The sequence below is a fragment of the Candidatus Pelagibacter communis genome (assembly GCF_001180105.1).
Classification (GTDB): domain Bacteria; phylum Pseudomonadota; class Alphaproteobacteria; order Pelagibacterales; family Pelagibacteraceae; genus Pelagibacter; species Pelagibacter ubique_K.
The window spans coordinates 1-2,900 of sequence record NZ_CVSO01000010.1 but is presented as its reverse complement, the minus strand read 5'-3'; the positions used below and the strand labels follow the sequence as shown (position 1 = coordinate 2,900).

Sequence of the window (2,900 nt, the reverse complement as noted above, 5' to 3'; positions counted from 1 at the left end):
CCGCAGCAGTAGCAGCACCAGCTGCAGCAGCAGCGGGAGGCGCACCAGCAGAAGAGAAGAACGAATTTACAGTTGTACTAGCTTCAGCTGGAGATAAAAAAATTAACGTTATTAAAGAAGTTAGAGCAGTTACAGCACTTGGTTTAAAAGAAGCTAAAGACTTAGTTGAGGGTGCACCAAAAGAAATTAAATCTGGTGTAAGCAAAAAAGATGCCGAAGAGATGAAGAAAAAACTTGAGGCAGCTGGCGCTAAAGTAGAGCTTAAATAAAGAATTAAAAAATTATAGGCTGTTTTAATTTTTTAAAGCAGTTGGAATAAATGCAATTATCTTTTACTAAAAAAAAAAATATTAGAAAAAATTTTGGAAAATTAAAAGAAAGCTTATCAATACCAAACCTAATAGAAGTTCAAAAAAATTCCTACAAAGAGCTCACAGAATTTAAAGAAGATGTTGCTCCTCAATTTATAAAAGGTTTTGATCGTGTATTTAAAAGTATTTTTCCAATAGAAGATCTTAACGATAAGGCAACTCTTGAATACATAAGTTATAGATTAGAAAAACCAAAATTTGATGTTGAAGAATGTATTCAAAGAGGTCTAACTTACTCTTCAGCTTTAAAATGTAATTTACGTTTAGTAGTCTACGAAATAAATCAAGAAAATAATACTAAAGATATTTTATCTGCAAAAGAACAAGAGGTTTATATGGGTGAAGTTCCCATGATGACTAATAGCGGAACGTTTATTACTAACGGAGTGCAGAGAGTTGTTGTTAATCAAATGCATAGAAGTCCAGGAGTATTTTTTGATCACGATAAAGGTAAATCGCACGCAAGTGGAAAATTATTATTTAATTGTCGAGTAATTCCCAATAGAGGATCGTGGCTAGATTTTGAGTTCGACGTAAAAGATTTATTATATTTTAGAATTGATCGAAAGAAAAAAATACTTGTATCAACATTATTATTAGCCCTAGGTTTTAACAAAAGTGATATAGTTAAAGAATTTTACGAAAAAGAAACTTATTCTTATGACGAAAACGAAAAAAAATGGAAAACAAAATTTAATCCTGAAAATTACAAATCTAAAAATTTTACAGAGGAAATAATTGATGCAAAGAATAAAAAAATTATTATTAAAAAAGGTGAAAAAATTAACTTTCTTAAGGCAAAGAAACTGGCATCTGATGGCCTTAAAGAAATTTATGTATCCAATCAGTATTTATTGGGTAAATATTTAATAAAAGATGTCAAAATTGGTGAAGATGAATTTAAGATAGGCTCAGAACTAAATGAAACAATCATAGAAAAGTTTATAGAAGCAAAGATATTTTCTTTAGAATTAGCATACACAAACACAATTAATAAAGGTCCCTATCTTTTGCTAACTTTATTTAATGATAAGAATAACTCTAAAAATGATGCAATAAACGAAATTTATAAAGTTTTAAGACCTGGCGAACCGCCAACAATTGAAATTGCAACTCAAATATTTAACAATCTTTTTTTTAGTTCAGATAGATATGATCTCTCGGATGTTGGAAGGGTTAAGTTAAATTCACGATTAATTTTGGATTGTTCAGATAAAATTACTATCTTAAGAACAGATGACATAATTGCTATTGTCAAAAAAATGTTAGATCTAAGAGACGGTAAAGATGAAGTCGATGATATCGATCATCTTGGGAATAGAAGAGTTAGGTCTGTTGGTGAACTGGTTGAAAATCAAGCAAGAATTGGTGTTTATAGAATGGAAAGAGCTATTAAGGAAAAAATGACAACACTAGATGTAGAGTCTGCTATGCCTCAAGATTTGATTAATGCTAAACCATTAACAATTTCTCTAAAAGACTTTTTTGCAACATCACAACTATCTCAATTTATGGATCAAACAAATCCTTTATCTGAAATTACTCATAAGAGAAGGGTTTCAGCACTAGGACCTGGCGGTTTAACAAGAGAAAGAGCTGGTTTTGAAGTAAGAGACGTTCATCCAACCCATTACGGAAGAATATGTCCAATCGAAACACCTGAGGGACCAAATATTGGTCTAATAAACAGTTTATCAACCTATTCAAAAATTAATAAATATGGATTTATTGAGTCACCATATAGAAAAGTAGTTAACGGAGTTGTTCAGGAAAAAATAGAATATTTATCAGCAATGGAAGAAACTAAATTTACAATCGCGCAAGCAAACTCTAAAGTTGATAAAAATGGAAAATTTACTGAAGATTTGGTGTCAAGTAGGCAAAATTTAAATTTTATTTTATCTAAACCCGAAAATATTGATTACATCGACGTTTCCCCTAAACAACTTGTGTCAGTAGCTGCCTCCCTAATACCATTTTTAGAAAATGATGATGCTAACAGAGCTCTTATGGGATCTAACATGATGAGACAAGCAGTACCGCTTTTAAAACCAGAGTCTCCTTTAGTTGGGACAGGTATAGAAAGCGATGTTGCTCTAGACTCTGGAGTAACAATTGTTGCTAAAAGAGATGGGGTAGTCGATAAAATTGATGGAAAAAGAATTGTAATTAAGGCAACAAGTGAAACTGATTTTTCAAAATCTGGAGTTGATATATATAATTTACAAAAATTTAAAAGATCAAATCAAAATACCTGCATTAATCAAAAACCATTAGTTAGGGTGGGTGACAAAGTTAAACGTGGAGATATTATTGCTGATGGTCCCTCAACAAAGATTGGTGAGTTAGCACTTGGAAAAAATGTAACAGTCGCGTTTATGCCTTGGCAGGGCTACAATTTCGAAGACTCGATATTAATATCAGAAAGATGCGTGACTGACGATGTATTTACTTCAGTTCATATAGAGGAATACGAAGTTATGGCCAGAGATACAAAACTTGGTGAAGAAGATATAACAAGAGATATTC

Annotated in this window: 2 protein-coding genes; both read left to right on the top strand. The window is 31.5% G+C overall.

Features of this window, described 5'->3' with window-relative positions; genetic code table 11:
- Window positions 1–269: 50S ribosomal protein L7/L12 (gene rplL / locus AMN84_RS01400; protein WP_075482753.1), on the top strand; the 269-nt coding region annotated here is incomplete at its 5' end.
- A gap of 50 nt (window positions 270–319) precedes the next feature.
- A partial coding sequence (gene rpoB, locus AMN84_RS01395; protein ID WP_075482751.1) for a DNA-directed RNA polymerase subunit beta occupies window positions 320–2,900 on the top strand: 2,581 nt, incomplete at its 3' end.